The sequence below is a fragment of the Pseudomonas marincola genome, assembly GCF_900682675.2.
Taxonomy (GTDB): Bacteria; Pseudomonadota; Gammaproteobacteria; order Pseudomonadales; family Pseudomonadaceae; genus Aquipseudomonas; species Aquipseudomonas marincola.
In genome coordinates this window covers 642,920-666,822 of the sequence record NZ_LR215729.2, presented here as the reverse complement: position 1 = coordinate 666,822, position 23,903 = coordinate 642,920, and the positions used below count along the sequence as shown (strand labels likewise).

Annotated in this window: 25 protein-coding genes; 10 read left to right on the top strand and 15 right to left on the bottom strand. The window is 57.1% G+C overall.

Annotated elements, in window-relative coordinates:
* The first annotated feature begins 84 nt into the window (after positions 1 to 84).
* Together PMYSY11_RS02915 and PMYSY11_RS02910 are read left to right on the top strand one after the other, a co-directional pair.
* The gene (locus PMYSY11_RS02915; RefSeq protein WP_069902581.1) at positions 85 to 1,470 is read left to right on the top strand and encodes a GntP family permease; all 1,386 of its coding nucleotides are present in this window, start codon (positions 85 to 87) and stop codon (positions 1,468 to 1,470) included.
* Positions 1,471 to 1,583: 113 nt separating this feature from the next.
* Positions 1,584 to 3,146: an acyl CoA:acetate/3-ketoacid CoA transferase gene (locus tag PMYSY11_RS02910; protein WP_150548276.1), complete on the top strand. Its 1,563-nt coding sequence runs from the start codon at positions 1,584 to 1,586 to the stop codon at positions 3,144 to 3,146.
* A gap of 18 nt (positions 3,147 to 3,164) precedes the next feature.
* On the opposite strand, the gene PMYSY11_RS02905 is transcribed toward PMYSY11_RS02910, so the two are convergent.
* The 7 genes from PMYSY11_RS02905 to PMYSY11_RS02875 all read right to left on the bottom strand — a co-directional run bounded on the left by PMYSY11_RS02905 (position 3,165) and on the right by PMYSY11_RS02875 (position 8,797).
* On the bottom strand, positions 3,165 to 3,476 hold the full coding sequence (locus tag PMYSY11_RS02905; RefSeq protein WP_150548275.1) for a hypothetical protein: 312 nt from the start codon (positions 3,474 to 3,476) through the stop codon (positions 3,165 to 3,167).
* Positions 3,477 to 3,585: 109 nt separating this feature from the next.
* Positions 3,586 to 5,580: a beta strand repeat-containing protein gene (locus tag PMYSY11_RS02900; protein ID WP_172970658.1), complete on the bottom strand. Its 1,995-nt coding sequence runs from the start codon at positions 5,578 to 5,580 to the stop codon at positions 3,586 to 3,588.
* 51 nt (positions 5,581 to 5,631) lie between these two features.
* The gene (locus PMYSY11_RS02895) at positions 5,632 to 6,162 is read right to left on the bottom strand and encodes a hypothetical protein (RefSeq protein ID WP_090515775.1); all 531 of its coding nucleotides are present in this window, start codon (positions 6,160 to 6,162) and stop codon (positions 5,632 to 5,634) included.
* Between the two features lie 321 nt (positions 6,163 to 6,483).
* On the bottom strand, positions 6,484 to 7,332 hold the full coding sequence (locus PMYSY11_RS02890; protein ID WP_069902576.1) for a CsgG/HfaB family protein: 849 nt from the start codon (positions 7,330 to 7,332) through the stop codon (positions 6,484 to 6,486).
* A gap of 24 nt (positions 7,333 to 7,356) precedes the next feature.
* Complete coding sequence (locus tag PMYSY11_RS02885) at positions 7,357 to 7,770, bottom strand: curli assembly protein CsgF (RefSeq protein ID WP_069902575.1); 414 nt, start codon at positions 7,768 to 7,770, stop codon at positions 7,357 to 7,359.
* Positions 7,767 to 8,156: a curli production assembly/transport protein CsgE gene (csgE, locus tag PMYSY11_RS02880; protein ID WP_150548273.1), complete on the bottom strand. Its 390-nt coding sequence runs from the start codon at positions 8,154 to 8,156 to the stop codon at positions 7,767 to 7,769. The genes PMYSY11_RS02885 and csgE overlap by 4 nt, the downstream gene beginning before the upstream one ends.
* 5 nt (positions 8,157 to 8,161) lie before the next feature.
* Positions 8,162 to 8,797, bottom strand: coding sequence for a helix-turn-helix transcriptional regulator (locus PMYSY11_RS02875; RefSeq protein ID WP_150548272.1), 636 nt, complete (start codon positions 8,795 to 8,797; stop codon positions 8,162 to 8,164).
* A 117-nt stretch (positions 8,798 to 8,914) separates the two neighbouring features.
* On the opposite strand from PMYSY11_RS02875, the gene PMYSY11_RS02870 reads away from it, so the two are divergent.
* The 4 genes from PMYSY11_RS02870 (at position 8,915) to PMYSY11_RS02855 (ending at position 12,359) form a co-directional block, all read left to right on the top strand.
* Positions 8,915 to 9,187, top strand: a complete 273-nt coding sequence (locus PMYSY11_RS02870; RefSeq protein ID WP_204881721.1) for a hypothetical protein — start codon at positions 8,915 to 8,917, stop codon at positions 9,185 to 9,187.
* A 500-nt stretch (positions 9,188 to 9,687) separates the two neighbouring features.
* The gene (locus PMYSY11_RS02865; RefSeq protein WP_069902571.1) at positions 9,688 to 10,251 is read left to right on the top strand and encodes an NADPH-dependent FMN reductase; all 564 of its coding nucleotides are present in this window, start codon (positions 9,688 to 9,690) and stop codon (positions 10,249 to 10,251) included.
* A 444-nt stretch (positions 10,252 to 10,695) separates the two neighbouring features.
* Positions 10,696 to 11,289 carry a c-type cytochrome gene (locus tag PMYSY11_RS02860; protein WP_069902570.1) on the top strand — a complete coding sequence of 198 codons (594 nt, stop codon included), beginning with the start codon at positions 10,696 to 10,698 and terminating at the stop codon, positions 11,287 to 11,289.
* Positions 11,290 to 11,300: 11 nt separating this feature from the next.
* Positions 11,301 to 12,359: a c-type cytochrome gene (locus tag PMYSY11_RS02855; RefSeq protein WP_150548271.1), complete on the top strand. Its 1,059-nt coding sequence runs from the start codon at positions 11,301 to 11,303 to the stop codon at positions 12,357 to 12,359.
* Positions 12,360 to 12,497: 138 nt separating this feature from the next.
* On the opposite strand, the gene PMYSY11_RS02850 is transcribed toward PMYSY11_RS02855, so the two are convergent.
* The 3 genes from PMYSY11_RS02850 to ettA all read right to left on the bottom strand — a co-directional run bounded on the left by PMYSY11_RS02850 (position 12,498) and on the right by ettA (position 16,167).
* Positions 12,498 to 12,839 carry a cupin domain-containing protein gene (locus tag PMYSY11_RS02850; RefSeq protein ID WP_150548270.1) on the bottom strand — a complete coding sequence of 114 codons (342 nt, stop codon included), beginning with the start codon at positions 12,837 to 12,839 and terminating at the stop codon, positions 12,498 to 12,500.
* 38 nt (positions 12,840 to 12,877) lie between these two features.
* On the bottom strand, positions 12,878 to 14,284 hold the full coding sequence (locus tag PMYSY11_RS02845) for an NAD(P)/FAD-dependent oxidoreductase (protein WP_150548269.1): 1,407 nt from the start codon (positions 14,282 to 14,284) through the stop codon (positions 12,878 to 12,880).
* 215 nt (positions 14,285 to 14,499) lie between these two features.
* The gene (gene ettA, locus PMYSY11_RS02840; protein WP_069902567.1) at positions 14,500 to 16,167 is read right to left on the bottom strand and encodes an energy-dependent translational throttle protein EttA; all 1,668 of its coding nucleotides are present in this window, start codon (positions 16,165 to 16,167) and stop codon (positions 14,500 to 14,502) included.
* A 436-nt stretch (positions 16,168 to 16,603) separates the two neighbouring features.
* Here ettA and glyA point away from each other — a divergent pair, with 436 nt between their 5' ends.
* Positions 16,604 to 17,857 (top strand): serine hydroxymethyltransferase, encoded by a 1,254-nt coding sequence (gene glyA / locus PMYSY11_RS02835; protein WP_150548268.1) that lies wholly within the window; start codon positions 16,604 to 16,606, stop codon positions 17,855 to 17,857.
* Positions 17,858 to 17,920: 63 nt separating this feature from the next.
* Here glyA and PMYSY11_RS02830 read toward each other — a convergent pair whose 3' ends face one another.
* Positions 17,921 to 18,427, bottom strand: coding sequence for a DUF3015 domain-containing protein (locus PMYSY11_RS02830; protein ID WP_069902564.1), 507 nt, complete (start codon positions 18,425 to 18,427; stop codon positions 17,921 to 17,923).
* Between the two features lie 200 nt (positions 18,428 to 18,627).
* Here PMYSY11_RS02830 and PMYSY11_RS02825 point away from each other — a divergent pair, with 200 nt between their 5' ends.
* The gene (locus tag PMYSY11_RS02825; RefSeq protein ID WP_150548267.1) at positions 18,628 to 18,999 is read left to right on the top strand and encodes a PilZ domain-containing protein; all 372 of its coding nucleotides are present in this window, start codon (positions 18,628 to 18,630) and stop codon (positions 18,997 to 18,999) included.
* Between the two features lie 16 nt (positions 19,000 to 19,015).
* On the opposite strand, the gene radA is transcribed toward PMYSY11_RS02825, so the two are convergent.
* The 3 genes from radA to PMYSY11_RS02810 form a co-directional block, all read right to left on the bottom strand.
* On the bottom strand, positions 19,016 to 20,389 hold the full coding sequence (gene radA / locus PMYSY11_RS02820; RefSeq protein WP_069902562.1) for a DNA repair protein RadA: 1,374 nt from the start codon (positions 20,387 to 20,389) through the stop codon (positions 19,016 to 19,018).
* Between the two features lie 62 nt (positions 20,390 to 20,451).
* On the bottom strand, positions 20,452 to 20,721 hold the full coding sequence (locus tag PMYSY11_RS02815) for an HP1242/YdcH family protein (RefSeq protein WP_090515753.1): 270 nt from the start codon (positions 20,719 to 20,721) through the stop codon (positions 20,452 to 20,454).
* 81 nt (positions 20,722 to 20,802) lie between these two features.
* Complete coding sequence (locus tag PMYSY11_RS02810; protein WP_069902560.1) at positions 20,803 to 21,051, bottom strand: HP1242/YdcH family protein; 249 nt, start codon at positions 21,049 to 21,051, stop codon at positions 20,803 to 20,805.
* 239 nt (positions 21,052 to 21,290) lie between these two features.
* Here PMYSY11_RS02810 and mscL point away from each other — a divergent pair, with 239 nt between their 5' ends.
* Positions 21,291 to 21,701, top strand: a complete 411-nt coding sequence (mscL, locus tag PMYSY11_RS02805) for a large-conductance mechanosensitive channel protein MscL (protein ID WP_090515751.1) — start codon at positions 21,291 to 21,293, stop codon at positions 21,699 to 21,701.
* A gap of 77 nt (positions 21,702 to 21,778) precedes the next feature.
* Here the strand turns inward: mscL and PMYSY11_RS02800 are convergent, their stop codons facing one another.
* Positions 21,779 to 22,555: a ferredoxin--NADP reductase gene (locus PMYSY11_RS02800; protein ID WP_150548266.1), complete on the bottom strand. Its 777-nt coding sequence runs from the start codon at positions 22,553 to 22,555 to the stop codon at positions 21,779 to 21,781.
* 177 nt (positions 22,556 to 22,732) lie between these two features.
* On the opposite strand from PMYSY11_RS02800, the gene PMYSY11_RS02795 reads away from it, so the two are divergent.
* On the top strand, positions 22,733 to 23,857 hold the full coding sequence (locus PMYSY11_RS02795) for a methyltransferase (protein WP_150548265.1): 1,125 nt from the start codon (positions 22,733 to 22,735) through the stop codon (positions 23,855 to 23,857).
* The last annotated feature ends 46 nt before the right edge of the window (positions 23,858 to 23,903 follow it).

Here is a 23,903-nt window from a genome sequence, read left to right as displayed (position 1 = left end):
CCAATGCTGCGCGCTGCTGACTGCGCGTAGCGCTACCCGGCGCGCCAAAGAGCACGACCTCAATAACAACAAAAGGAATTTACGATGGGTACCCTTGGTATTCTGATTTCCCTCGCACTGCTGATGTACCTCGCGTATCGCGGCATTAACGTGCTGATACTCGCTCCCCTTCTTGCGTTGCTCGCCCTGCTATTCTCCGGCGAAGTGGCCATGCTGCTGCCCACATACACCCAAGTGTTCATGAAAGCCATGGGCGGCTATGTCATTCAGTTCTTCCCGCTGTTTTTGCTCGGCGCATTGTTCGGCAAACTCATGGATGACTCCGGCTCTGCCCGCGCCATCGCCCACGGCATTGTTGCCAAGCTGGGCAGCGAGCGGGCGATTCTGGCGATTGTGCTGGCTTGCGGCATTCTCACCTACGGCGGCGTTTCGCTGTTTGTGGTGGCCTTTGCGGTGTACCCGATTGGCGCTGCGTTGTTTCGCGAAGCCGATATTCCCAAGCGCCTGATCCCCGGCGCGATTGCGCTGGGTTCGTTCACTTTCACCATGACCGCCCTGCCCGGCACGCCGGCCATTCAGAACGCGATTCCCAACCCGTTCTTCGGCACCGATGCCTTCGCAGCTCCCGGCCTTGGCATCATCGCGGGCCTGATCATGTTCGGCCTTGGTTCATGGTGGCTCACCAGCCAGGCACGCAAACTGAAAGCAGCTGGCGAGGGCTACGGCGACCACCGCGAAGACCCGGTTGAGCAAGACTACAGCCACACTCCCGGTTTCTGGTTGGCGCTGCTGCCGATTCTGATCGTGATCGGCCTCAACTATGTAATGGCCAAGCAAATCCTGCCGGGCATCGATGCCAGCTATCTGGCCAAGCCTGAATTTGGCGGCCTGGCTGATGCCAAATCACTGATCGGCATCTGGTCGATCATTGTTGCGTTGGCATCGGCGATCGTCTTGCTGATCGTCATGCACTGGCGTCGTTGGATGGACCTGAAGAAAACCGTCAACGATGGTGCTTTCGGCTCCATGTTGCCGATTCTCAATACCGCCGCCGAAGTCGGTTACGGCACCGTCATCGCCTCATTGGCGGGCTTTGTGGTTATCCGCGATCTGGTGCTGGGCGTGTCGGATAACCCGCTGATCTCGGAAGCGGTGGCGGTGAATATTCTCGCGGGTATTACCGGCTCGGCTTCGGGCGGCATGTCGATTGCGCTGAAAACCCTCGGCGAGCAATACATGACACTGGCCACCACCGCCGGCATCAGCCCCGAACTGTTGCACCGCGTCGCAGCAATGGCCTCTGGCTGCATGGATACCCTGCCGCACAACGGCGCGGTGATCTCGCTGCTGGCCATTTGCAAACTCACGCACCGTGAGTCGTACAAGTTTATTTTCGTCAACACCGTGGCCTTCCCGATGATGGCTCTGGCGGTGGTGATTGCCCTCGGAACACTGTTCGGTAGCTTCTGACCAGAGGCGACAAACGTGGCGCTCTCGACTTGCTGCCTGCCTCTGCGTGCAGCTCCAGCAAGTCCTTAGCGCTGCGCAGTTCCGTTATTGCGTATTGATTTGAGTAAAACCGCATGAGCAAGATCATGACGGCCGCCGCTGCGGTGGCCCGCATACAGGACAACAGCAACGTCGCCACCGGCGGTTTTGTAGGCATTGGCTTTGCCGAGGAAATCGCCGTGGCGCTGGAACAACGCTTCATTGCCCAACAAGCCCCGCGCGACCTGACGCTGGTGTACGCCGCTGGCCAAGGCGATGGCAAACAGCGCGGGCTTAATCATCTGGCCCATGAAGGTTTGGTGCGCCGCGTAATCGGCGGCCATTGGGGATTGGTGCCCGGCTTGCAGAAGCTGGCTGTGGATAACCTGATCGAAGCCTATAACTTGCCGCAAGGGGTTATCTCCCAACTGTTTCGCGATATCGCGGCGGGCAAACCGGGGCAACTGTCCAAGGTCGGTCTGGGCACCTTTGTTGACCCGCTGTTTGGCGGCGGCAAGTTGAACGCCAGAACCACAGTGGATCTGGTGCGGCACATGCCGATAGATGATCAGGACTATCTGTTCTATCCGGCGCTGCCGATCAACGTTGGCATCATTCGCGCCACCAGCGCCGATGCCGACGGCAACCTGAGCATGGAGCGCGAAGCGCTGACCATCGAAAGCCTGGCCATCGCCATGGCCGCGCATAACAGCGGCGGTTTGGTGATCGCGCAGGTTGAGCGGATTGTCGAACGCGGCTCGCTGAATCCGCGCGACGTTAAAATCCCCGGCATTCTGGTCGACTGCATTGTTGTTGCCGCCCCCGAAAACCATCAGCAAACCTTTGCCACCGGTTACAACCCGGCCTTCTCTGCCGAAACGCGGGTGGCAATGGACAGCCTGGCGCCGCTGCCGCTCGATGTGCGCAAGCTGATCGCCCGCCGCGCCGCGCTGGAACTTAAGGCCAACTCGGTGGTTAATCTGGGCATCGGCATGCCGGAAGGTGTGGCCGCCGTTGCCGCCGAAGAAGGCGTGAGTGATTTACTCACACTCACGGCAGAGCCCGGCGTGATCGGTGGCGTACCGGCATCTGGGCTGGACTTCGGCGCGGCGAGTAATCACAGCGCCTTGATCGATCAACCCTATCAGTTCGATTTTTACGACGGCGGCGGGTTGGATCTGGCCGTACTCGGGCTGGCGCAGGCCGATGTAGCGGGCAACCTGAATGTCTCGAAGTTTGGCAGTCGGCTGGCGGGCGCGGGCGGTTTTATCAATATCAGCCAAAACGCCAAACAGGTGGTTTTCGCCGGTACATTCAGCGCTGGCAAACAAGACATCCGTATTCACAATGGCCTGCTGCAAATCATCACAGACGGGCAAATGCGCAAGTTCGTCGGCGAAGTCGAGCACCGTACATTCGCGGGGAAACAGGCAGCAGAACGCGGCCAGCCCGTGCTGTATGTCACTGAACGCTGCGTATTCGAGCTCACCACCGAGGGGCTGGAGCTGATTGAGGTAGCACCGGGGATCGATATTCAGCGCGACATCGTTGAGCGGATGGATTTCAAGCCGATCATTCGCCAGCCCAAACTGATGGATGCGCGCCTGTTCCAACCACAAGCCATGGGCTTGAGTGCGCAATTGGCGACAACGCTTTAGCGCAAGAAATCAGCGCCGCTAAGTCTGCTCACCAGCACGACCATTGCTCTGCTGGCTTTCAGGAAAGCGCTGCTCCAGCGGCGCTTGCTCCTGACCATCAACCCACCAGTGCACGGTAGCCTCAACGCTGCGATCTGCGCTGGTACCCATGCGATTAAGTATCGGACACGCGCGCGTTGCGGTCGCCAGCAACGTACCGCCTTGTCGCGAGCGTTGCCTGCCCGCAGCCGACACCGTGAGTACTTCGAGGTCGTAGCGCACCTGTTGGCCGTCGCCGGTGAAGCACAGGCGCAGCTCCAACTGGGTTGCCGAAACCGGCTGCAGAAACAAAGAAGCCCCAGCCGGTGAGGCTGAGGCAAGGAGTAGGGACGTTAGTGCAATCGATAACACATTCGTTTCCTGCCAGAAGCCGCCCCGTTGCCGAGGCGGCTGACGGCGCTTAGTTTTGGTTGATGGTGCTCACGTTGCTCGCGCCAACCTGACCGACCATCGCGATGTTGCTGCTACCGCCTTGCGTCACGTTGCTGAGGTTAGCGGCGCCAACCTGACCCACCCAGGCCGAGTTGCCAGTGCCGGTTTGCACGATGTTGGCATCGTTACCCCAGCCGATCTGTGCAACCTGAGCGTAATGACCACCATTCTGGTCCACCGACGCGTCGTTGTTCTCACCAAGCTGACGAACAGTCGCATCGTTACCATTACCCACCTGGTCGATATCGGCCACGTTGTAATTGCCAGTTGAGAAACCATCAATCATGTTGCCGTTGCCAGACTGATCAGCAGTCAGCTCGTTACCCGTTCCATTCTGGCTGAAATACAGCTCGTTGCTGCTGCCATTCTGGTTGCCGGTCGCGTTGTTCCAGTTACCGTCCTGGGTCAGTTCGGCAACGTTACCTGAGCCGTCCTGCGTGCTCTTGGCAGTGTTCCAACCGCCAGTTTGATCAATCGTCGATGCATTGCCGTTGCCGCCAAACTGATCAACTGTCGCATTATTACCGGTTCCGTCCTGAGTCACATCAGCGCTATGGTCATTACCGTTCTGAGTGGTTGTGGCCACGTTCCAGTCGCCGGACTGGCTTGTATCCGCCTGATTGCCGCTACCCGTTTGCAGAGTAGTCGCCTCGTTCCAGTTACCAGCTTGAGCAACAGTAGCGCCGTTCTCAGAACCATATTGCTTAATCGATGAAACGTTCCAGTCGCCGACCTGCTCAACCGCTGCAACGTTTAACGAGCCATCAGCCTGATACACACCAGAGGTGTTGCCAGTGCCATCTTGCGAAACGTCAGCCCGGTTGTACTCGTTGCTCTGATCAACGGTGGAATTGTTCCAGTCACCGGACTGAGTTACATAGCCCTCGTTCGCCTTACCTCTTTGCACGGTGTCGGCGGTGTTCCAATTGCCGTCTTGATTGATGCTGGCGATGTTGTCGTTACTCTCACCCTGGCTAGTCGTCGCGGTATTACCAACGCCATTCTGGTCGATATCGGAAGTCTGACGATTGCGCGTTTGGCTAACAGTAGCCTTGTTCCAGTCGCCCGTCTGGTCGACAGTGGCAACGCTGCCGCTGCTTGGCTGGCTAATGCTCGCAGTGTTGAAGTCACCAATCTGATTGGCCGTAGCATTGTTTCCGTTATTGCTTTGACGCAACGAAATCAGATTGCTGTCACCCGTTTGCTGCAGGCTCGCCACCTGGTTTGAACCCGACTGGCCGTTGCCGCTTGGTGATTTGCTGGTGCCTGCCAGTATTCTGTTGTCGTTACCGACCGATGAAGTGGTTGCTGTGTTGCCGGTCCCGGTCTGGCCAACATAAGCCTTGTTGCGGTCGCCTTCCTGGTAGGTATTAGCCTGGTTGCTGGAGCTTGGGCTTAAACCGAGGAATCCTGAACTGTTCTGTGTCACCAGAACATTGTTAGAGCTACCGACTTGGGTAGCGCTAGCCGAGTTGCTTGAACCCACAATTTGTTGCTGCACCTCAGCAGTGTTGCCATTACCGTACTGATAGGTCGCGGCAGTACTGCCGGTCTGCCCTGTTTGAGTGGTAACCGCCTGGTTGGTGGTGCCTAGCTGCACTTGGCTTGCCCCTGCGCCAATCGTAAGCGTCTGAGTGACCTGCGCATCGTTGCCAGTACCACCCTGGAGTTGGAGCGCCCCTGAACCACCGGCGAGGTTTTGCTTAACAGCCGCGACGTTATCGAACCCAGCTTGCCCCTGAACAGCTAAGTTAGCGCCGCTGTTCTTTTGTGTAATGGTTGCATCGTTGCCAACACCCGCCTGCCCTTGCAGCGCGTAGTTGCTCAATGAACCGGTGGTTTGATCAACTTCGGCTTCGTTTTCAACACCCGCTTGAAGTTGCAGTGCATAGTTGTCTGCTGCCATGGCCTGGGCGCTGGAAAGTGCGATCAGTGCCGCTGCAATTGCGTTGAGCTTGAGCATGGTATTTCTCCTTTGATGCATCCGTTGCATGAGTCAAGTTAGTTGCCAATCTCAGCGGTACTGGCGTACTACGACGCTTCTGCCACTGCCGTTACCCCACTGGGTAACGCTACTTTGCAGGGCGTAACCGTCCTGCATGATCTGGGCGTTATTGCCCACACCGTTCTGTGTAATAAGTGCCTGATTGAAAGCGCCGTTCTGGATGATCAGCGCATCGTTGCCGCTACCGAATTGGATGATGCCGGCCGCGTTAGCTGCGCCTTGCTGGAGGATGTAGGCTTCCTGATCACTGCCGACCTGGACGATTCCGCCCAACAAATCAGCGCCGTTTTGCAGCATCACCGCTTGGTTGCTGCCGATCTGGGTGATCTTGCCGACGTTGCTGTAGCCCTGCTGCAATAACAGGGCTTTTTGCTCGCCAGACAATCCTGCCAGTTGCGCCGAGAGGTCCTGGCCAAGCTCTGTGCCCGCCATCAGGTCCTGGTTGTCTTGCAGATCTGCAGCCATCACGGCACCGCCTGCCAAGCCAAGGCCAAGCATGGAAGCCATGAGTAATGCGTTGATCTGTGAACGGAGGGACATGGGCGTTGCTCCACTTCAATTGAGCAACATTGTTGCCGCGGTAGTGGCACACCAACATCGCCCAATCGGTGTAAAAATCCGGCCCTCGTCATACAACAGGGATTAAGCCCCCTATCCAACCGATTAATACCGAGTAGTAACCGCGCACAATGTGCCCGCGCAATCGGGCTGCGACACTGCAGGCGCGTATTCAGGATTCAGGGAGTTGGGGTGTCAGCGAAGCCAAGGCGCAGCAGCGCTCAGCTTTACACTGCCCAGAAACCATTTGGCCCCTCCCGCTGAAAGCGGACGGGGCCAAATGGTGGCAAACTGGTTTAAGCCTCAGAGGCTGGTTTGCTGCTGGTCGAGAAACTTCACCAGATTGGTTTGCTCGATAGGTACGTTGTCTGCCATCACCCAAAGATTACGCTCGACACCCTGCGCAACCAGATGCGCGACAGCCGACTCAATGGCCGACAACACGCACAGCTGCGCGGGTTCATTGGTGGTGTAGCCCGCTTCTATCTCAAGCAGTTTCTTGAACTCGATAAATTTGAAGACCCCCGCGCTGCGGTCGACCGAGTAGATGGTTTTGGTCGTCATCACGTTAGATAACACCTGCCCGCCGCGCACATCGACGGCACGCAAGTTCACCGTCACCTGATCAACCTGATATTTCTCGGACACTCCAATGCCCAGGTAGCGCGCACCTTCACCACCCGTTCGCACGTTGGTGTCGTAGGCCACAATACCGCCCTCAAGAATGATGTTGGCCGCCATCAACGAAGGCAGTTGTGGCATTTGCGGGTTGTTGCCGCCTTCAGACTTATTCTGCGCCGCGCGAATAATTTTGCGCTCGGTCAGCACGTTTTGCAGGCCTTCACGCTCCAGCACGCTGAACCAGCCACTGGCCTGTAATGCGTCGACCAGCATACTGCCGCCGCCTTGGGTTACAGCGGTCGAAAACGAGCTTGAAGGCAGGGGTTTGTACTGGCCGGTCTGGTCGCGAAAACCATAAACGGCCGCGACCAGCTTGCCTCTTGGCTTAGGCAGTTGCAGCAGATCGTAATAGGTTGAGGCCCGGGGCGTCAGTGTCGGGGTATCGGCATCATGCTCGGCGGGCATCGGCTCGCGGACGGCACAACCTTGTAACGCAACCAGCATCAAAGCCGTCAATACGTAGCGTTTCATGTTTCAGACTTCCTTATCGGCAATTCAATAAGTGGCGTTAAGGCCGCTCACTTCAATAACTGAAACTTCACCTGTGAGCTTGTCGGTCACCTCAACACTGAGTGCGCCCGAGTCATCCACGATATTGATCAGGAAGCTGTCGGTAGACAGGCTGCCGGTGTTGCCATTACCGACATCTGTTAACAGTTGACTGAGAAGCCGTGACTGCAACTGATCGGTAAACCGGTCCAGCGCGCTGGGCTGCTCATAGGAAAAGTCCGGGGTATCCGGGTCTTTGTAGTCGTTTTGCGCCTGAGCGTTGCCGAGCAAGTAACTGCCATTGATCGGGTTGCCGCCAAACGAAGGGTTCACGGGTGTGTAGACCAACTCGGTTGCCGAAACCGCTGTCGAACAGCCCAGCAACACCCCCGCCGCGAGAGTCAATGTACGCCTAGTCATATTTCGTCCTTGTCCATATCAAACGTGTCATCAAAAAGTTGCTCCAACTTTTGCCGGGCAATGCCCTCCTGCACAAAGTCTGCGGCCTGATAAGCCGTCTCTTGCAGTTGCGAGGTGTTGGGCTGGAGGAAACTGCGATAGAGCATACGCCGCTCGAACTCGACCCAAATCAAGCTGCCCCAACGTGCAGACGGCCGCTCGACTACCACCAGATTGAAATCCATCGGGCTGGTATCGCGCAGGCGGTCAGTGAAGTGTTGGTAGAACTCGTGGCCAATTCGCGAAATGGTCTGATCCACCACGAAGCCTTTGATCTCGTCTTCCTGATTTTTGGCAACCGCATTGGCTGCCAGCAGGCACATCAGAACGAGCCATACAATCCGCATAGCCCTCACTCCCTGCCCAACTGATCGCGCAACAGATAAACCGCTTCAGCACGATTGGACACGCCGAGTTTGCGCAGCAGGTTATGCACATGGCTTTTGATGGTGTGCGGGCTCAGATTGAGCAATGCCGCCACATCGGTATTGGATAAGCCCTTGCCCACCAGTTGCATGATCTCCAGTTCCCGGCGGGTTAGCTCAGCCTCTTCGCGTTCTTGCGGCGCCCCGCGCAAGGAGCGTAACTGACCGACCAGCCGCTCCATCAAGGGACGCGGCAACCAGTCATTCCCGGCGAGCAAGGCGCGGATACCTTGCAGCAAATGCTCCCGCGTGACGTGGCTGTAGAACACCCCGCGCACCCATGGAAACTGCTCAAGAATCTGCTCGGCCTGCTCGGGATTGGTATTCACCAGTGCCACTGCGCAGCCGTCATCGACCAGAGCCAAAACACGAGAAAGTTCAGCGCAATCTACGCTTGCGGTATCCAGCAGCAGGAGGGCATTTCCGCTGCCAATATCTTCAGGCAGAGACTGCAGGGACAGACTCAGATCCGGCAAATTAGCCAGAAAATGCTGAAGCAATTGGCCCAGGAGTTGATGACGGGTTAGCAGCACTACATCTGCCCGATCTGACAGACCGAGCATAGGGTTGGACTCCACATCCATGTGATATCACCGTGACATCTTTTTTAATAATGTCTTGGAATGTAGCAGGATAATTTTGTCGCGAAAGTTCAATTTGGTATTAATACCATCTCGAAAATGAAAAAATGGAATATACAAAACCACATTTTTATCAATGACTTACCCGAGCAGATTGTCTATCTCAGGCGTTTCGTCAAAAAACAAGCACTCACGCGACCGATTATTTTGCTGCTGAACGAAAACCATTTTTATTTGCATAAATCGCGTTTGAGCACCCTGTCGCCCTCGCGTCTGCCGACCAAAACCGATGCCGTTGCAGCATCAGTCACTCGCTCGATAGCCTTCCACATGCGCTCATGCGCCAACCAAAAGACCAGCGAAACAGCCTGACCGACTCAAGCCTCAGCTCAGTCAGGCTGCATGTGCGGCGAAGGACTAATCCCTACGCACGCCGCTGGGTTTACCCGGCCTCTTCAACTGCAATAACGCCGCATCAATGGCCGCAACCGTGCAAGTTATCTGCCCATGAATACGCGGCGCAGGCGGGTTTGAGGCTATTACGCGCGGTTCATCCTCAGCCTCAAGCTGTGAATCTGGGTCATAGGTATTAAGTAGCGAGAAAGCAGCTAATGGACGCATATAAAACTCCTTCCGGGATTAATCGGATGCTCTGTCAGTGGTCAGAAGGCAGATCGAAAGGCCAAGCGGCCTGAGGAGATGATTGTTATAGCGTCAGCATCCGCCATGAAAATGACAATCAGATGGCATGCTGCTCGGCTAAACATTCGGCTGGTGAAGACAGAACGTCAAGCCTGCGTCGCCATAGTTCGACCGGAGGCGTCTATAGTTTGTGTAGTTTAACCATTGAGCTTTCGATTTGAGGAGTTTGTATGAGCGAAGTACGTCATGTTGCAGTTTTGGTCGGCAGCCTGCGCCGCGGATCGATCAACCGTAAACTTGCATTGGCGCTGGCAGATCTTGCGCCCGCATCACTGCAACTGGAAATCGTCGAAATTGGCGCGCTACCGCTCTATAACGAAGACATCGACGGCACTTCTGCGCCCGATGCCTATAACGTGTTCAGAGCAAAATTGAACGCCGCAGATGCCCTGCTGTTTGTGACGCCTGAGTACAACCGCTCGGTGCCAGCGCCACTGAAAAACGCCATCGACGTGGGCTCCCGGCCTTATGGCAAGAGCGGCTTCAGCGGTAAGCCTGGCGCTGTTCTGAGCGCATCACCGGGCGCTGTTGGCGGTTTTGGGGCTAACCATCACTTGCGCCAGTCCATGGTGTTTCTCGACGTCATGATGATGCAACAACCCGAAGCCTATCTGGGTGGCGCAGGGAGTTTCTTTGATGACGAAGGCAAGCTGACAGAGGGAATCACACCGTTCCTGCAGAAGTTCATCAACGCCTACGCGCAGTGGGTTGAGATGCATCCGAAACAGGCTTGAGCCGTAAAAACCACGTGCCTGGCTATTGGTCTCTGACCAGGCTGGGCGTGCTGGTTTGAATTTGGCGAATGCCAGATAAAAGAAAACCCCGCAGAGCGGGGCCTTATGCAGACTGTAGCTGACTTCCATGATCCGCTTGCTATCCGTGGCTGCAATCCATCGTTTCCATGCGGTACGGTGTAGCTGTACTTGGCGCTTCCTGCGCTGCGCGTCCTGCGCGATGTCCATGAGCAAAGACTACGCTCGTCGTTGAGCGCCAAATAGTCGTCTTTCCCGACATGACTTGTAAGCCTTTTCCTACAAAGCTTGATCGCCAAGGGCTATTGGCCCATTGCAATCCGTCAGAATCACGTCACATCGCAGATATTTTCACCTTTGCAAACAACTGCAGAGCGCTCACCTATGCTGTGAGTAATGCAGTTGGGTGACTGACGGGGACGTGTAATGCGAAATCTAATAATAGTGAGTGGTTTGCTAACACTGATGGCGGCAACCGCGCAGGCGGCTGATATACCCACAGAGGCGCAACAATGCGTGACATGCCATGGCGATAAAGGTCAGGGAACAGCGCAAGGCCCCATGATCGGTGGCATGAGCGAACAATACCTTGATGCGCAAATCGAGAACTTCATTGCTGGCAGGCGCAACAACACCTTGATGACACTCATGGCGCAGAGCCTGGTTGATCTGCCCGCACGCAAGGTTGCGCTGAGTTACTTTGCAGCGCAGGGCAGCCCACTCAAGGGGCAATTGCGCGGCGACAAGATAGCCTTGTCCGGCGCTGAAAAACTCTATTACCAGGGCGACTTGAAGCGTGGCCTGCCGGCCTGTTACAGCTGTCATGGCCCGTCTGCAGCTGGCGGAGGCAGCTTCCCGAGGCTCGCTGGCCAGCAGGCTGACTACTTGGCGGAGCAACTGATTGCATGGCGCAAACTTGAGCGCAGTGGTGACCACGACAACACCATGGGGCACATCGCCGCCAAGCTCAAGGAAGACGAAATCAAGTCCCTTGCCACTTACCTGTCAGCCATCCAATAGGGGTTAATGCCATGATGATCAAAAAAGCTTTGCTGGCGCTGACACTGTTAGGCGGCACTGGGGTGGCGATGGCCGATGCGTACTTTGCCGACATGCAGGAAGAAATTCCACCGCAGCCAAAGGCGACCAACCTGGGCTACTTCGTTCCACGAGACTTGAGCGAAATCCCCAAGGGAGCATTTGGCGACAAGATTCGCAAGGGCTATGAATTGTTCGTCAATACCCAGCAACTCAACGGCCGCTCGGTGGGCAACCAGCTCAATTGCACCAACTGCCACCTCGACGCAGGCGCCAAAGCCTATGCAGCGCCGATGTGGGCAGCCTATCTGGCGTACCCGGCGTTCCGTAAAAAGAATAACCACGTGAACACCTTTGCCGAGCGCGTTCAGGGCTGCTTCAACTTCTCCATGAACGGCAAGGCACCAGCAATCGACTCTCCCGAGCTGGTCGCCATCTCGGCATATTCTTACTGGCTGTTGATGGGTGGGCTGCTCGACATGTTCGGCATGCAAAAAACCGCAGTGCCTGAGCTGAGCGATGCGGCGCTGCAGCAAGGCGGCAACATCGACGACTTCAAATTACCTGGGCCTTTATCAGACAAGGTCAAGCTGGATAAACGCGGCCAAATGCCGGGCCGCGCCTTTGCCAAACTGGATAAAACCGATCAAGCGCCCTCGCCCGAGCGCGGCGCCAAGATTTATGCCGAGCATTGCGCGCTGTGCCATGCCGAAGATGGCCAAGGCATAAAAATGGCAGACGTCACTGTACTGCCGCCACTCTGGGGCGCGCAGTCCTACAACTGGGGCGCAGGCATGCACCGGGTAAACACTGCAGCGACGTTCATATACGAGAATATGCCGCTGGGCAAGGCTGTGCAGTTGAAGCCGCAAGAGGCATGGGATGTCGCGGCCTACATCAACAGTCGCGAGCGCCCACAAGACCCGCGCTTTGAAGGCGATGTCGCGGCCACTGCGAAGCAGTATCACGCCGACGACGATGGCTTCTACGGCAAGGAAGTCGAGGGTGAAATACTCGGCACTAAAGCCTTTCCAGCGACCACCGTAAAATAGCCCCCCCATAAAAAATGCCGGAGCGTTATGCGCGACCGGCATTTTTTATTCACTGAATAACTCAGGCACCCCGACGCGAGCGTGAACGCAGCTTGTAGCGATCCCCCGGATGAATCACACGGGCGTAACTGACACGCGTTAAAAGATCAGCACATAGCTCTTACGCAGAGTTTCCTGAATATCCCAGATTCCCATCGAGTTGGCCGGCAGCAAGATCGCATCACCGGCCTCGATCATGATGGGCTCTCCATCATCCGGGGTAAACGTGGCGCGTCCCGAGATGAAGTGGCAAAACTCCTGCTGGACGATCTGTCGCCGCCAGCGACCGGGCGTACACTCCCAGACGCCAGTCTCCACACCATCACTGCGCTCAACGCTATGAGTCGAGGCGATTGCCACTGGCTCGCCGACAGGCACCGCGACAGGATTGGACTCATCGAGCAGCAGCGTCGCGGTCTGTTTGAATTGGGTGATGCTCATCTTACGGCTCCAGTACTTTGCTTATTAGTGTGCTGCGCTTAGCGCATCAGGCTTTCCATGAAGCCCGCCAGATGCCCGGCAAACTTGCGCTGCCACGGCGCCGATGCACGCCTTGCCAGCACCTTGTCTTCATGCACAAAACTTTTGATGATCGCGTTGTAACCCAGCCAGCGCAGCGGCTCCGGTTCCCAGCCAGACAGGTTTTTCAGCGGCTTATCACCAAGCACCCACGGCTGTTGCGTCAGCTCGTTGCTCTGGCCGAGGATAAGCGCGGCCAGGGTGCGCCCGCCCAAGTTGCTGGCGCCCACACCTTCGCCGCCATAACCTCCGGACAGGGCAATGCCGGCACTGCGGTCGACCAGCATGTGCGGGTGAAAGCGTCGGGCCATGCCTAGATTCCCACCCCAGGCGTGGGTGAGTTCGACGTTGCGCAGTTGAGGGAAAAGCTCGCCAAACAAGTAGCGACGCAACTCGACTTCGTGCTCCTTGAGCGTGAAATCGCTGCGCAAACGCCCGCCAAACTGATAACCACCCCGCGCGCCGAATACCAGTCGGTTATCCGCCGTGCGCTGGCCATAGGTCACCTGCCGACTGTTCTCGCTAAAGGCCTGGCCGTGTTCCAGCCCGATCTGCGCCCACGTGGCGGCAGACAACGGCGCGGTCGCCACAATCAGGCTTTGCACTGGCAACTGATATCGCCCCAGAGGCGGCAATGAGCCGGCGTAACCTTCCACGGCCGGCACCAGCCAGTCGGCTTTCACCGAACCCTGAGCCGTGCGCAGCAAACCGGACTGCCAATGCGTTACGCGGCTTTGCTCGTAAATCTGCACACCAAGGCGCTCGACACACTCGGCCAGGCCACGCACCAGCCGCGCCGGTTGGATGGTCGCGCAATGCGGGCTGAAGAGTGCGCCGTAGGGGTTGGCAATGCGTATCTGGCCCGCCAGTTCTTCCGGCGCCAGCCAGCGATAATCATCTTCGCCCAACCCCAGTTTGCGGGCATCTTGCAACTGAGCACGCAAGGCGACTTCCTGCTCGGGATAGCGCGCCGCGCAATACAGCGAGCCGCCTTTGCGATAATCACAGTCGATGGATTCACGCTGAAGCACGTGCCCGACTTCATCCGGAATCCCGTGCAACAAGTTGTAAGCCGCATGCCGCGCCTCGGCCTCAAGGCCTGACAGCAGGCGTGCACTGCCGAGAATGTCACCAATCAGCCAGCCGCCATTGCGCCCGGAGGCACCGAAGCCCGCGGTCTCGGCCTCAATAATGACGACTTTAAGATGCGGCGCCTGACGCTTGAGGTAATACGCCGTCCAGAGGCCGGTATAACCGGCGCCGATGATGGCGACGTCCGCCTGCAGGTCTTCACCCAACGCGGGGCGCGGGCGCAGCGGCTGCTCAAGCTGATCCATCCACAGGCTAATCGTGCGCCAGTCAGTCACGGCGTTTCTCCGCTCAATATCGAATTGAGTGCAGAGTATTCATTTCGTCTGGGGCTTGTCGTGCGTGCGGGTACGCAAGGAATTTTCGGCCAATACCTCGCAGAGAATTACTCGCGGGTAAACGATTCGGGGATTAATTCAGGGCATAAAAAAACCGGTCGACTTGCATCGACCGGCTTTCTATTCACGCGGTACTGCTGAGAGAAGCCTGCGCGTTACTGCGCGAGCTTCTTGTGACGCACGCGGTGCGGTTGCGCCGCCGCATCACCCAGGCGTTTCTTACGATCCGCTTCGTACTCGGTGTAGTTACCTTCGAAGAACTCAATGTGCGAGTCGTCTTCGTACGCCAGAATGTGCGTGGCAACGCGGTCGAGGAACCAGCGATCGTGCGAGATCACAATGGCAGCGCCAGGGAAATCGAGCAACGCTTCTTCCAGCGAACGCAGGGTTTCTACGTCGAGGTCGTTTGACGGTTCGTCGAGCAGCAAGACGTTGGCGCCCTCTTTCAGGGTCAGCGCCAAGTGCAGACGACCGCGCTCACCACCGGAGAGGTCTTTGACAAACTTTTGCTGATCGCCGCCCTTGAAGTTGAAGCGACCTACGTAGGTACGCGACGGCACTTCATAGTTACCGATCTTGATCATGTCGGAGCCACCGGAAACGGCTTCCCAGACAGTCTTGCTGCCGTCGAGGTCTTCGCGGCTCTGGTCAACGCAAGCAAGTTGCACGGTTTCACCGAGCTCGATGCTGCCCGAGTCTGGCTGTTCTTTGCCCATGAGCATGCGGAACAGGGTCGACTTACCGGCACCGTTACCGCCGATCACACCGACGATGGCGCCTTTCGGCATGCTGAACGACAGGTTGTCGATCAATGCACGGTCACCATAACCTTTGCTGACGTTGACGAAGTCGATGACTTTGTCGCCCAGACGCGGGCCAGCCGGGATGTAGATCTCGTTGGTTTCGCTGCGCTTCTGGAATTCCTGCGATTGCATTTCCTCGAAGCGTTGCAGACGTGCCTTGGATTTAGACTGGCGGGCTTTGGCGCCTTTGCGCACCCACTCCAGTTCGTCCTTCATGGCCTTCTCGTGAGCCGACTGCTGCTTGGATTCTTGCGCCAGACGATCCGACTTGGCTTCAAGCCAGCCCGAATAGTTGCCTTCGTACGGGATGCCCGCACCGCGGTCGAGTTCGAGAATCCAGCCCGCTACGTTATCCAGGAAGTAACGGTCGTGGGTGATCGCAACCACAGTGCCCGGGAAATCGTGCAGGAAGTGCTCAAGCCAGGCCACGGAGTCGGCGTCCAGGTGGTTGGTTGGCTCATCGAGCAGCAGCATGTCGGGGGCAGACAGCAGCAGACGGCACAGTGCCACGCGGCGCTTTTCACCACCGGACAGGTGCTCGACCTTAGCATCCCACGCTGGCAGGCGCAGAGCGTCGGCGGCAACTTCCAGCTGACGCTCAAGGTTGTGGCCGTCGGAGGTTTGCAGAATGGCTTCAAGCTTGGCTTGCTCAGCAGCCAGCTTGTCGAAATCGGCATCCGGCTCGGCGTAAGCGGCATAGACTTCATCAAGGCGCGCCTGTGCATCCTTGATCGCGCTGACCGCTTCTTCAACCACTTCACGCACAGTCTTGCTTGGGTCGAGCAGCGGCTCTTGCGGCAGGTAGCCGACATTCAGCTCCGGCATCGGGCGGGCTTCGCCGTCGAATTCGGTATCAACGCCAGCCATGATTTTCAGCAGCGTAGATTTACCCGAGCCGTTCAGGCCGAGTACGCCAATTTTGGCGCCCGGGAAAAACGACAGGGAGATATTTTTCAGAATTTCCCGCTTCGGCGGCACAACTTTGCTCAGCCGATGCATGGTGTAGACGTATTGAGCCATGGATAACCTTGGGTCTCTATGTGGAAACTGATGGATGGCTGTCAGCTGTCGGACTGCTCACAGGGGGCGGATTGTGCGCCCGTGTGTGGCCCGAGAGTGTCCGCTGGTGGTTTACTGCACCTTTACAGCCGGCCTGCGGCGCCAGACATGAACAGTTTGCGCGCGCGTGCGACAAAGCTACCGGAACGGGGGCTTGAGGGCAAACGACAGCCGACGATTCGGCGCATTTTCAGCATCTTTTTGCGCATTATCAGCCTTGCGTCAACGGCGCTGTGCAGGCGCAAGAATCCGCCGCCGAATAAAACCTCGGCCAGCAACGCGCACATGAGGGCCGCTTGTCCGCAATATGACTGTGTTTCATACCCCTGAAACGGCTAGATAAGGTAATATTCGCCCCCTCTTTTAACAGCCCAGCTGATTTTCTCAGGGGATAGCCATGTTCAGCCGTGATTTGAATCTTGCCCGTTTTGACGCCGATTTGTTTGCCGCGATGGAGCAGGAAGCCCAGCGCCAGGAAGAACACATCGAACTGATCGCCTCGGAAAACTACACCAGCCCAGCGGTGATGGAAGCGCAAGGTTCGGTACTGACCAACAAGTATGCCGAAGGCTATCCGGGCAAGCGCTACTACGGTGGCTGCGAGTACGTTGATATCGTCGAGCAACTGGCAATCGACCGCGCCAAAGAGCTGTTTGGTGCCGACTACGCCAACGTGCAGCCGCACTCCGGCTCGCAAGCCAACAGCGCCGTTTACATGGCGTTGCTGAACCCGGGCGACACCGTTCTGGGCATGAGCCTGGCACACGGCGGCCACCTGACTCACGGTGCCAGCGTCAGCTTCTCCGGCAAGATCTACAATGCTGTGCAGTACGGCATCAACGACAGCGGCCTGATCGACTACGACGAAGTCGAGCGTCTGGCGGTTGAGCACAAGCCGAAGATGATCATTGCCGGTTTCTCTGCCTACTCGCAGGTTCTTGATTTCCCGCGCTTCCGTGAAATCGCCGACAAAGTGGGTGCTTACCTGTTCGTCGACATGGCTCACGTAGCCGGCCTAGTCGCTGCAGGCGTTTACCCGAACCCGGTTCCGTTTGCCGATGTGGTAACCACCACTACTCACAAAACCCTGCGCGGCCCACGCGGCGGCCTGATCCTGGCTCGCAGCAACGAAGCCCTTGAGAAGAAGCTGAATTCGGCTGTTTTCCCGGGTGGTCAGGGCGGCCCGCTGGAACACGTAATCGCCGCTAAGGCCGTGTGCTTCAAAGAAGCTCTGCAGCCTGAGTTCAAGGCTTACCAACAGCAGGTTGTGAAGAACGCTCAGGCCATGGCCAGCGTGTTCATCGAGAACGGTTATGACGTCGTTTCCGGCGGCACCGAAAACCACCTGTTCCTGCTCAGCCTGATCAAGCAGGACATCACCGGTAAAGACGCCGACGCTGCACTGGGTCGCGCCTTCATCACCGTCAACAAGAACTCGGTTCCGAACGATCCGCGTTCACCGTTCGTAACTTCGGGTCTGCGTATCGGCACCCCGGCAGTTACCACCCGCGGTTTCAAGGAAGAAGAGTGCCGTCAGCTGACCACCTGGATCTGCGAAGTTCTCGCTAATCTGGGCGACGAGTCGGTTGTCGAGCGCGTTCGCGAGCAAGTCAAAGCCCTGTGCGCACGCTTCCCGGTATACGGCAAGTAAGCACTGGCTGATACGAGAAAGCCCGCCGATTGGCGGGCTTTTTTGTGGCTTACAATCGTGCGATTAAGCCGGCGTCTTGGCGTAGGTAGCCAGTTGCGGATCACGGCTCATGACATCCATGGTCGCCGTCAGCACTTGCTCACTGGTGACATCCGGTGCCGAGAAGATCTGGTTGAAATTATCGTGGGTGACTTTGGCAAACTGGGCGCGGTGCTCAGCAGGTACGCCAAGCAATACGGCGTAAGCGTCGAGCGCCTCACCCTGACCTTGCGCCATATCGACTGCGATCGAGTCGAGCATGCCGTTCATGGCCAGCATCGAGCGGCCGCTGTAGCCGATTCGCGCACCGGCGGTGCAACCATTGGTGCCCGAGGTCACACCGAATGTAGCGTTGCCCGAAGTCCCGTTGGTGGTCATGCCCAACACGCTTGGGGCCAAACCGCGCTGGCCGTCAAACAGCATGTTACCCCAACCACAGCCATTGCCTCCGGGCGCGTCCGCATGCGCCGCGACACTGGCTACAGTCAACAAACCAAAAATCAAACCTTTGCTCAGCATTCGCTTGTCCATTTTTCTTGTGCTCCGCAAAAAATATTAAAAACTGCACATGCATAGTTGGCGACAGATCCGGTCCTGTCAAATGCGACTCATCCGTTAGAAACCCGCTCTAAGTCAAGATTACCCTCCAGAAGTGGTGGGACTTTTGTCGAATTACCAAACAATCTATCGGCCTTTGGCTATAGTCAGTTGATCGCAAAAGGAATACTTGCATGAGCGAACACGCTAACGATCGTCGGCGCTTTCACCGTATCGCGTTTGATGCCCCTACACAGATACTGCAAGGGAACGCACAGTGGGCCACAGAGCTGCATGATTTATCGCTGCGCGGCCTGTTAGCCGTGCGCCCGGCGGACTTCAGCGGCGACTCAGCGCAGGAATTTACCCTGCGTGTCGAGTTGGGAGCGGAGACGGTGGTCGAGATGGAGGCGACGCTGGCGCGCGATGATGGCGAACTACTTGCCTTCACCTGCCAGCATATCGACCTGGACTCAATCAGCCATCTGCGCAGACTGGTTGAACTCAATCTGGCAGACAGCGATCTGCTCGAGCGCGAACTCGCCGCCTTGGGCGAGAGCGCCTGAAACGCTGACCGAGCCATCAGTCAAACAGTGCATCCAGTGCTTGCTCCAACCGCGTAACAGCAATAACTTGCAGGCCGTTCGGAGCGTCTTTGGGAGCGTTGCCCTTGGGCACGATTGCCCGCTTGAAGCCATGTTTGGCAGCCTCTTTGAGGCGCTCCTGACCGCTTGGTACAGGGCGTATCTCACCAGACAAGCCAACCTCGCCAAACACCAGCAAATCATTGGCCAAGGGACGGTTGCGCAGGCTCGAAATAACCGCGGCCATCAGCGCCAGATCGGAAGCGGTCTCCAATACTTTTACGCCGCCCACCACGTTGAGAAAGACGTCCTGATCATAGGTCGGAATCCCGCCGTGGCGATGCAGAACCGCGAGCAACATTGCCAGCCGGTTCTGATCCAGACCCAGCGTTACCCGACGGGGATTGCCCAGATGGCTGGTATCAACCAACGCCTGCACCTCGACCAGCATCGGCCGCGTACCTTCCCATGTCGCCATCACCACACTGCCAGGGACTTCTTCCTGAGCGCGCGTGAGGAAAATGGCCGAGGGGTTGGTGACCTCTTTCAGACCCTTGTCGGTCATGGCGAATACGCCTAGCTCGTTGATCGCGCCGAAGCGATTCTTGACTGCGCGTAGCAGCCGCAAGCGGCCGTCCGATTCACCTTCGAAATACAGCACGGTATCAACCATGTGTTCAAGCACACGCGGCCCCGCCAAGGCGCCTTCTTTGGTGACATGGCCCACCAGAAAGATAGCCGTACCGCTTTGCTTGGCGAAGCGCACCAGCAACGCAGCACTCTCGCGAACCTGAGCAACGCCGCCCGGCGCAGACTGCAACTGCTCGGTGAAGATGGTCTGGATCGAGTCGATCACCATGACCTTGGGTTTTTCGTGACGCGCGGTGGCGATGATGCTTTCAATGCAGGTTTCGGTCATCACCTTGAGTTTGTCTTCCGGCAGCCCCAAGCGCCTTGCGCGCATGGCAACCTGCTGCTGCGACTCTTCACCGGTGACGTAAAGCGCCGGGAAACGCATGGCAACGCTGCACAGGGTTTGTAGAAGAATGGTCGATTTACCGATCCCCGGATCACCGCCAATCAAAACCACAGAGCCATCGACGAGGCCGCCACCGAGAACGCGATCCAGCTCGCCGGAGGCGGTGGAAAAGCGCGGCATTTCCTCGACGCTGACTTCGGCCAGGGTTTTCAGCTCAGTGTGTTGACCGGTCCAACTGGCGCGCCCACCTGCGCCGCTGCCACCAGAAGGCGTGGTGTCGAGAACGGTTTCAACCAGGGTATTCCAGGCGCTGCATTCGCCACATTGGCCGGCCCATTTAGGAAAGGTTGCACCGCATTCGGTGCAACCATACATGCGCTTGGCCTTGGCCATCACCCGACTCCTATGAACAAAGCCGTCATGATAACGCGCCGCAGCCTGATCGCGGCAAACTGTCAGCCGCCACAACCACCGCAACAGGTTTTAGTCGAAGCGTTAAGCTTACTGGCCACTTCATCCTTGAGGCTCACGCGGCGCTGTTTTAGCTCTGATAACTGCTCATCCGTGAGCAGGTCGATGCCGTCTTCGGCACGGCAAATCTGTTTATCCAGCGCCTCATAATCACTGGCCAGTCGTGCAAAGCCGGCATCGGCCAAGCGCAAGTTATGCAGCTCCTCGCGCAGTTGCGGGAAATCATGAATCAACGGGTGATGTTCAACGTGCATAACGTAGCTCCTTTGGATAACTACCTTGAGCCTATCCATACGCGCTACGTTGCTCATTGATCCCAATCAATAGCCTACCCGTTAGGCTTGGGCTTGTTTTTCCAGAGTCTGCAGGAGTTCGTCTTTAAGCGTAACCCGGTGCATTTTCAGACTGTGCAAAGCGCTATCGTCCATTGCCTCACGACCGTCCTCTACCGCAAAAATCTGCTTGTCGAGGCGCTCGTATTCTTCAGCTTGGCGGGTGAAGCGGCCATCGGCCTTGAGTAAAGCGCTCATCTGCGCTTCATACTGCGGGAACTCACGTTTCAGTGAATGTAGTTGCAACGGCATGGTGGCATCCTCCTCGCGTGTGTGTAGTAGGAGATTAGCTCAGGGAGCACGGCTCAACAGCCACCCCTTCTGCCGGGCCGCCAACCGGCCTCCTATCACCAGTTTGATAAGCGCATGAAAATGGCTGACAGGCCCGGTTCAGCCACAAAAAATAAAATCACGCTCGACTGTTGGTCATAACTGGAAACAATCATCCACTCGTTTAAACTGCGTTAATAACTAAGACCGAGGGACTGCAAATGAGTATGTTGAGCGAATTCAAAACGTTTGCCATGAAAGGCAACGTGGTCGACATGGCCGTGGGGATTATCATCGGGGCGGCCTTTGGCAAGATCGTCTCCTCATTTGTCGCCGACTTGATCATGCCATTGCTTGGCATGGCCGTTGGCGGTATGGACTTCTCTGACCTGGCGATCGTACTCAAGCCTGCGGTCGGTGAAGTGCCAGCGGTGACCTTCGGTTATGGCAAATTTATCCAGACCGTATTCGACTTTCTGATCGTCGCGTTCGCGATTTTCATGGCGATAAAAGCCATGAACAGCCTTAAGCGAAAAGAAGAAGCCGCACCTGCAGCGCCGCCAGCACCAACCATGGATCAGGAGTTGCTCACTGAAATCCGTGATCTGCTGAAAAAGCAGCAGAACCCGTAATCCCCGCCTGTAGGCAAACAACAATGGCGCTGATTAAAAGCGCCATTGTTGTTTTTGCAGGGTGTTCGTTTAGGCAATTACCAATAATTTTCGACTGCCACTTGGCCCGGCCTGCGCGTCAGACTGAGTTGCATATCGCGCTGCTTCAACAAGGCGCGAGTATCTTCAATCATCTGCGGGTTGCCACAAATCATCACCCGCGAATCATCCGGGCTCAGCACCGCGCCCGCCGCGGCTTCAAGCTCGCCCTCGTCGATCAGCTTGGTGATACGCCCGTACAGGCAGCCGGGCAACTGCTCACGGGTCACCACCGGCAAGTACTTGAACTTGTGAATGTACGGCGCCAGATGTTCGAGCTGGCCAAGGCCGTTGATCAAAGGCTGATAGGCCAGTTCAGCGCCCGTGCGAGCGCTGTATACCAGAACGATCCGTTCAAAGCGCTCCCAGACTTCCAGCCCCTGCAATATCGAAAGAAATGGCGCTAATCCGGTGCCACTGGCCAGCAGCCAGAGATCTCGCCCATCAGCGAAACGGTCGAGCGTGAGAAATCCGAATGCCTGCTTGTCGACCAGAAGCGTGTCGCCAACCTGCAGACGATTAAGCTCACTGGTGAATTCGCCGCCTGGCACCACAATCGAGAAGAACTCCAGGTAGTCATCATGCGGCGCCGAGACCATCGAATAGGCACGCCAGACCACCGAACCGTCGGCTTTATGAACACCCAAGCGGGCGAATTGGCCTGCATTGAAGCGAAATCCCGGATCACGCGTACAGCGTAAACTGAATAAGCTTGGCGACCAGACCTGCACGTCGGTCAAGGTTTGACGGGTGAATTTCTCTTCGCTCTGGCTCATGAGTTCCCCCTGCTGAATACGCCACCAGTTTCCTCCAATTGAGCCTCGATAAACACCGCTAGCTTCTAGGGTTACTGACCGATTGCGCCGCGGACTGTCGAGCCCCGAGACATTTGCCCGCGTAACACCGACAATACCCGCTATATATTGTTGTCCGCCTGCAAAACCGAGTATTCGATGCCTCAATTTCAAACGCCTTACGCCCAGCTCGATCTAATCCGCCAGCCCGAGCAACAGAATGATCCGCTGCAGGCATTTGATGCAGCCGATGAATACCTGCTCGCGCACTTGCATCCGCAGGCTCTTGCTAGCGATACACGGGTGCTGGTTCTGAACGACAACTTCGGCGCGCTGGCCTGCTCTCTGGCAACCCATATGCAGGTGACCAGCAGCGGTGATTCACATCTGGGTTTGCTCGGCTTGCAAGCCAACTTGCGGCGTAATCAGCTCCCGCTTGAGGCGGTTAACTTTGTGCAGGCCGACCAGCCACTGCAGGGGCCATTTGACCGCGTACTGATCCGCGTGCCGAAAACTCTGGCCCTGCTTGAAGAGCAGTTGATTCGTTTGCACGGCCAGCTCGCGCCTGGCGCTGAAGTGATTGCTGCGGGCATGGTCAAACACTTGCCGCGCGCCGCCGGCGATTTGCTGGAGCGTTATATCGGCCCGGTAAATGCCTCATTGGCAGTTAAAAAGGCCCGCCTGTTATTCGCCACACCAGAGCCTAAAGCGCAGCCGATCTCGCCCTATCCGAGTCAGTACGCACTGGATAAACCGGCCCTGCAGTTGGTCAATCACGCCAATGTGTTCTGCCGCGAAGGGCTCGACATTGGTACTCGCGCCTTCCTGCCGCACCTGCCCAAGCACCTCGGTAAAATCCGCGTAGCGGACCTCGGTTGCGGCAATGGCGTGCTGGCGATTGCCTTTGCCTTGGGCAGCCCGCAGGCGGAAGTGACCTTGGTGGATGAGTCGTACATGGCCGTGCAGTCAGCGCGCGAGAACTGGGCCAGTGCATTGGGCGATCGACCCGCGACCTTTCTCGCAGCCGACGGGCTGGCGCAGCAGGAAGCTGATTCGCTGGATCTGGTGCTGTGCAATCCGCCGTTCCATCAGCAGCAAGTTGTCGGCGACTTTCTCGCTTGGCGGATGTTCCAGCAAGCGCGCGCCGCGTTGGTCAAAGGCGGTGAGCTGTGGATAGTCGGCAATCGCCACCTAGGCTATCACGCCAAACTCAAGCGCCTGTTTCGTGGCGTTGAGCAGGTTGCCGCCAACCCCAAGTTTGTCATCCTCAAGGCCATCAAGTAATTTCCAGAGTTCTGGTGGCATTAATTTTGCTGATCAAATAGTCGTG